6 protein-coding genes are annotated in these 6,232 nt (G+C 62.1%); 4 read left to right on the top strand and 2 right to left on the bottom strand.

The window, feature by feature from the left end; all coding sequences use genetic code 11:
• On the bottom strand, positions 1-974 hold a 974-nt coding region (locus VEK15_14590; GenBank protein ID HXV61922.1), incomplete at its 3' end, for an FAD/NAD(P)-binding oxidoreductase.
• A 272-nt stretch (positions 975-1,246) separates the two neighbouring features.
• Here VEK15_14590 and VEK15_14585 point away from each other — a divergent pair.
• Positions 1,247-1,870: a hypothetical protein gene (locus tag VEK15_14585; protein ID HXV61921.1), complete on the top strand. Its 624-nt coding sequence runs from the start codon at positions 1,247-1,249 to the stop codon at positions 1,868-1,870.
• A gap of 27 nt (positions 1,871-1,897) precedes the next feature.
• Here VEK15_14585 and VEK15_14580 read toward each other — a convergent pair whose 3' ends face one another.
• The gene (locus VEK15_14580; GenBank protein ID HXV61920.1) at positions 1,898-2,407 is read right to left on the bottom strand and encodes a hypothetical protein; all 510 of its coding nucleotides are present in this window, start codon (positions 2,405-2,407) and stop codon (positions 1,898-1,900) included.
• A gap of 282 nt (positions 2,408-2,689) precedes the next feature.
• On the opposite strand from VEK15_14580, the gene VEK15_14575 reads away from it, so the two are divergent.
• The 3 genes from VEK15_14575 to VEK15_14565 form a co-directional block, all read left to right on the top strand.
• Positions 2,690-5,035 (top strand): hypothetical protein, encoded by a 2,346-nt coding sequence (locus VEK15_14575; GenBank protein HXV61919.1) that lies wholly within the window; start codon positions 2,690-2,692, stop codon positions 5,033-5,035.
• A 103-nt stretch (positions 5,036-5,138) separates the two neighbouring features.
• Entirely contained in the window at positions 5,139-5,519 is a 381-nt protein-coding gene (locus VEK15_14570; protein HXV61918.1) for a response regulator, read from the top strand.
• 45 nt (positions 5,520-5,564) lie between these two features.
• Positions 5,565-6,232, top strand: a 668-nt coding sequence (locus VEK15_14565) for a PPK2 family polyphosphate kinase (GenBank protein HXV61917.1), incomplete at its 3' end; no start/stop codon positions are given.

Below are 6,232 nucleotides of genomic sequence, written 5' to 3'. Positions count from 1 at the left end.
ACGATGTTGTGAGCCGCCACGTGGGCCATCTTCTCCGTGGGGAAACCGGTCTTGGGCATGCCCGTGGGAGTCGGCGTGGTCCAGGGCAGCGGGATGCCTGCCGCGATCCCGACGGCATAGACCTCGTCGTATTGCTTCGTTTGATAGCTGTCGCGCACCGGGGCGTAGCCCTTGGCGTCCCCGATGCCCGGCGTGTCGCGGATGACGTCCTGGCCCAGGAACGGGGGGACAATCATCGCGTACTTGTACGGAATCTCCCGGCCATCCGCCAGCTTCACGTGATCTTTGTCCACGTAGTCGAGGGCCATGTTGGTCACGTAATCGATCTTTTCTTTCTTCAGGAACATCTTGAGCAACGTTTCACCACCCGGCATTCCACCGATGCCGAAATGGCCGAGAAACGGCTCGCTGGTGACGTAGGTGACCTTGACCTTGCCCTTCAGACCGGCCTTTTTCAACTGGTAGCTCGCGTTGAACAGGAACTCATAAGCCGCACCGAAGCACCCCGCTCCCTGGGTCGCGGCGACAACCATGTCGCCCGGGTGTTTCAGATAGTGCTTCCAGGCCTCAGCGGCCTGCTGGGCGTCACCGAGAGTGGTGATGGTGTTGGCGTATCCGCCAGGGCCGAGGCCCTCGACGACGTCGAAGTCGTTGCGGTAGCCTGTCGCGATCACGAGGTAGTCGTAGTCGTACTCCTTGCCGCCCGCAGTCACCTTCTTTCGCTCCGGCTCGATCGTGTCGGCGGCAGCATGCACGAATTCGACGCCCGCCTCGGTGTAGGTCGGCTCCAGGGGAAAGGTAATCTGCTCGGTCGTCCGCTTGCCAAACGGCATCCAGATCAGCGAAGGGTTGAACAAGAACTGATCGGAAGCCGAAATCACGGTGACGTCGACATCGGATTCCAGTTGGTCCTTGATCGACAGCGCCGCCGTCAGCCCACCGAAATTACCTCCAAGAACGAGAACCTTGGGCATCTTCCCTCCCTTACCCTACCTTTAGAAAAATCCATGCCATCCACTGGCGCATTTGTTTTCGCCTAGTTCGGCGTGGTGAGGGCTCCAAGAGGCATTGTGATGCGCCGTGTGGCGCAGCGCGTTGCGCAAAATTCCACAGGGCTTTCATGCGGGGGTCCTTGAGGCCCACCCCCAGAAGAAGGCGACTGCGTATAATTCCTCTTTCGATTCCAGCCGTCTGTTCGCGTGCGGCGCCCGATGGAGTACAACTATTTCCAAGGAGGAAACCAGACATGACCATGAGAAGAAGGAGCGCTTACGCCGCGGGACTCGCCCTGATCCTGGTAATCGCGCCCTCCGGGGGCGTCACCGAAGCGGGACAGGAGAAGTTTCGAGAAACCTACGAGGCGTTCGCCGTCGCGATGGGAACGACCAATCCCCCGGTGCTTCCACCCGGCGTGTCGACGACGCTCCAGATCAACGTCACTCGGTGGACCACCGATGAAGAGCGCAACGCGCTCTTCGCGACGCTGATCGAGAAGGGCCAGGAGGGGCTCGTAGGGGCGCTGCAGAAGCAGGAGGAGACCGGCTTCGTCCGCCTCACCGGGCGAGGCGCTCAGCTCACGACGTTCCCGAGCGAGAGGCTGCGTTATGCCCGGCAGATGGACGTCGATGGGAAGCGACGCCTCGTCCTGGCCATGGATCGGCCGATCTCTTTCTGGGAGGCGGCGAATCAGCCTCGGTGGAGGGACTACGACATGACTCTCATCGTGATGGACGTCGACCAGGAGGGAAAGGGTGAAGGCCAGCTCGCGATGGCCGTTCGACTCGTCGTCGATCAGGAGAAGAAGACGCTCATGATCGAGAACTTCGGAACCGAGCCCATTCGGCTCACGAGCATCCGCCGTCGAGACTGACCCGATCCACGATTGGCGAAGGTTCGATTATTCCGCTCGAGAATAGTACGTCCGGATCGCGACCTCGTCCTTGGCGTCGCCGAGCAGCACCTTGACGGTGTAGACCAGCTGGCCGGCCTCCATCGCGTAGATCTCCTCGATCTCGCCGAGGTCCTTGCCGTCGGTGCGCACGTGGAGCTCGCTCGCCTCCCACTTCGTCACCGTCTCGAGCCTGTCGCCCCAGGGGGTCTCCCGGGTATGTTTCTTTCCGTCGATGTAATAAATGCGGACGTTGTCGGCCTCGTCGTATAGACGGATGTCGCCAGGCCCCTGGCGGATCTCGATGGCGTCTAGGGAGCGCACGAGCTCGATGAGCCTCTCCGCTGTGCGGCGGTCCTCAGGTTTCATTCGATTGGGATCACCGAAGCCGCCAAGAATGAGAGCCTCGCCGTCATCGCTCTTGTCGGCATCCACCGTCCAATTCCCGCTGAAATCGGGACCTTCCTGCGCGAAGGAGAGTGAAGCCAGCAGGAAGGCCGCTAGGATAAGTCTCGACATGCAATCCTCCAGGTTTCGTTTATACCACCGATGATGGCGCCGGTTTCGTTTCTCGGCCTTCTTCGCGCGCAGGAGCCTCCATTCCCGAATCACTCAGCGTGGCGACGAGGACACGGTAGCGGGAACTCGTAAAACTACCGGGAATGCAAAAAGAATTTACCGGTCGTCCGCCCCTCATGATCCCGGAACGTCGATTGCGGCGTATAGTGTCCCTGGCGACATCGACGGCATCGGGCGGCGGTGCGGCACGGGTAGGCTCCGCTCGTCGAGAAAGGACGTATCATGAGAACCGAATCGAGCCCCGGAAAAGCCTCCATGGCGATCCTTACGGCGGGGAGTCTCCTGTTTTCGGAGATGGCTCCCCTCCTGCCGGCTCAGACCGCGCCCGCACCCGAAGCGGGAGAGCAGGAAGAGGTCGACGGCGGATGGCCCAAGACCTACACGATGTCGGGTGGCGGAAGCGTCGTCATCTATCAGCCTCAGGCGGCGAGCTGGGACCGGCAGAAGAGTCTCGTGGCGTACAGCGCCGTCTCCTACGGTGCCCCGGGAGCGGACAAGCCCGCCCTCGGCTCGATCAAGCTGGAGACCGATACCAGCGTCTCCCTCGCCGAGCGGCTCGTTCGCTTTGGGGCGATCGAGCTCACGGAGACCCACTTCCCCACTCTCACCCGTGAGCAGACTGGCGAGGTCACGACCTTCATCCGAGACTCTATCCCGGAGAAGGAAAGGGTCATCGCTCTCGACCGCTTGATGGCCGCCGTCGAGACGAGCCCCATCCTTCCCCAGGAGGTCGAGGGAGTCAAGGCCGACCCCCCCACGATCTTCTACAGCACCACGGAGGCGATCCTGGTGAACGTCGACGGCGAGGCCATCTGGAGCCCCATCGCCGAGAACGACCTTCGCTTCGCGGTCAATACCAACTGGGACCTCTTCGAGCACGGACCGTCGAAGACCTTCTATCTTCGGAACGATGAGTCCTGGCTCAAGGCATCCGACGTGAAGGGCCCGTGGGCGCCCGCGGGCGATCTTCCGGGAAGCTTCGCGAAGCTTCCCGACGAGGAGAACTGGAAGGAAGTCAAGGCCTCGCTTCCGGGAAAGAAGCTCGATCCCAAGAGGACTCCCAAAGTCTTCCTGAGCTTCTTACCGGCGGAGATGATTCTGCTCGAGGGCGAACCCAAGTACGAGGCAGTAGAAGGCACGCAGATCCTGTGGGTCAGCAATACGGAAAGCGACGTCTTCCGCATGGGGAAGGCTGGAGCGGTCTACTACGTAGTCGCCGGCCGATGGTTCTCGGCCTCCGACTTCACCGGCCCTTGGACTTTCGCGACCCCGACGCTCCCCGAGGATTTCCAGAAGATACCCCTCGAGCATCCGCGCTCACGCGTTCTCGCCGCGATTCCGGGAACTCGGCAAGCGGCCGAGGCCGTGCTGCTCGCGCAGATTCCGGAAACGGCGCGCGTCAACATCAAAGAGCTGAAGGCACCTCCCGTCACTTACCAGGGTGAGCCTCAATTCGAGCCCGTGCCCAAGGCGGCTCCAGTGCACAGCGCGGTCAATACCGACAAAGATATCTTCAAGATCGGCGACATGTACTACATGTGCTACAACGGCGTCTGGTTCTCCTCGAAGGCCCCGAACGGACCCTGGGAGGTCGAGACCAACGTCCCGAAGGAGATCTACAACATTCCCGCGAGCTCCTCTCAGCACCACGTCACCTACGTCACCGTCGAAGACGACGACGATAGCGACGAGTGGGCGACGTTTGCGGTCGTGGCGGGCTACACCGGGCTCATGATCGCCTGGGGGTGCGCGGTCTGGGGAAGCGGCTGGTACTACCCTCCGTACATCGGCTGGGGCGGTTATTATCCCGTCTACTACCCCCGATATCCGACTTACGGATACAGCGCCTGGTATAACCCCTGGACCGGGGGGTACGGCCGGGGTGTCAGGGCCTACGGTCCTTACGGCGGAGCCGGCGCCGGTGCTCGCTACAATCCGCGCACCGGTACGTACGCCCGAGGGGCTTCCGCCTGGGGCCCCTACGGATCGCGCGGCGTCGCCGAGGCCTGGAATCCCAGAACGGGTGCCTATGGACGGACGCGGCAGGGATCCAACGTATACGGAAGCTGGGGTTCGACCTCGGTCCAGCGCGGCGACGACTGGGCTCAGACGGCGCGATATACCAACCGGGCGACGGGAACGACGAGTCGGGTAACGCGGACGGATGAGGGCGCCATGGCGAGCCGGCGGGGCGCCGGCGGAGGGGCCGTGGCCGTCGGCGAAGGCGGAAACGTCTATGCCGGCCGCGACGGAAACGTGTATCGCAGGCAAGACGGCAACTGGCAAAAGCACGACAACGGAAACTGGAACAACGTCGACCCTCCTCCGCGTGCCACGCCGTCTCAGAGGGCCACGCCGTCTGAGCGAGCGACGCCATCGACAACGCGCTCGTCGACTCGGTCCGTAGATTCTTCGACCTACGGCCAACTCCAGCGCGATTACTCGACGCGCGCGGAGGGCTCACAGAGAACGCGAGACTATAGCTCCTATCGGAGCAGTAGCACCAGTTCGGCGGGAAGCTACCGCGCGGGCGGCGGCGCTCGGCGCGGAGGCGGCCGAAGGCGGTAGGTAACAAGACAAGTAATCTTTCCGTCTTCCCCTCGTAGTTTTACGAGTTCCGTCGGGATGCGGTCTCCGATAGCCTCGACACGTGACCTCCGAGACTTCCTCTGTGCTCCTCGCGGCCCCCCACCACGGCCTCGCGGAGGGAATTCGATCGCTGCTCGAGACAGCGTTCGACGCCGTGATCATGGTGGCGGACATGAGATCCTTGTGCGAAAGTGCGCAGAGACTCGAACCTCGCCTGGCGATCGTGGATATGGCGCTCGCCGGAGGGGACGTCCATGGTATGACCGCCCAACTTCGATGCTGCTGCCCGGGGTTGAAGTTGATCCTGCTCGCCGTTTACGACGATCCCTCCGTCGTCCGGTTGGCCATGGAAGCCGGGGCTGAGGGAATGGTGGCCAAGAGCCGGATTGCCACGGACCTTCTAACCGCGGTCGACGCCGTGCTTCGAGGGGAATCGCATTTCCCGGGCAAGAGGACTCACTAGCGTGTTCAAGGCCGTGGCGGGCACAAGGAAGAAAGGTAGGTCCAGTTGGGCAACAAACTCGAAGACATCGTCGAACGCGCCAAGAAATTCTCGCGGCCCTACCGCGTAACCGACGGAGACAAGTTTCGGCTCAAGGATGTCGACCCGAACGATATCGGCGACCTAGACGCCGAGGACAAGCCACGCGCCAAGGAAGCTCTCCAAACGGGGATCGACGCGCTCGCCGAGCTTCAGGACATGCTCTACGCCCAGGACCGCTGGGCGTTGCTCCTCGTCTTCCAGGCGATGGACGCCGCCGGCAAAGACGGAGCCATCAAGCACGTGATGTCGGGCGTCAATCCCCAGGGTTGCCAGGTCGCTTCCTTCAAAGCGCCGTCCGCCGAAGACCTCGACCACGACTACCTCTGGCGCTGCCAGAAGCACCTCCCCGAGCGGGGACGGATCGGTATCTTCAATCGCTCCTATTACGAAGAGGTGCTCGTGGTAAGGGTCCACGAAGACCTGCTTCACAAGCAGAAGCTCCCGCCTTCGCTTCTCACGAAGGACATCTGGAAAGAACGCCTGAGGGACATCCGCTGGTTCGAGCGATATCTTTCGGCAAACGGCGTCGTGGTCCGCAAGTTTTTCCTTCACGTCTCGAAGAAAGAGCAGAAGAAGCGCTTTCTCGAGCGCATCGAGAACCCCGAGAAGAACTGGAAGTTCTCTTCCGCCGA

Source organism: Vicinamibacteria bacterium (genome assembly GCA_035620555.1).
Classification (GTDB): Bacteria; Acidobacteriota; Vicinamibacteria; order Marinacidobacterales; family SMYC01; genus DASPGQ01.
This window is presented reverse-complemented; position numbering and strand designations above follow the sequence as displayed.

Coding starts and splice junctions, on each gene's coding strand:
- VEK15_14585 (HXV61921.1), top strand. CDS start 1,247: ATGACCATGAGAAGAAGGAGCGCTTACGCCGCGGGACTCGCCCTGATC.
- VEK15_14580 (HXV61920.1), bottom strand. CDS start 2,407: ATGTCGAGACTTATCCTAGCGGCCTTCCTGCTGGCTTCACTCTCCTTC.
- VEK15_14575 (HXV61919.1), top strand. CDS start 2,690: ATGAGAACCGAATCGAGCCCCGGAAAAGCCTCCATGGCGATCCTTACG.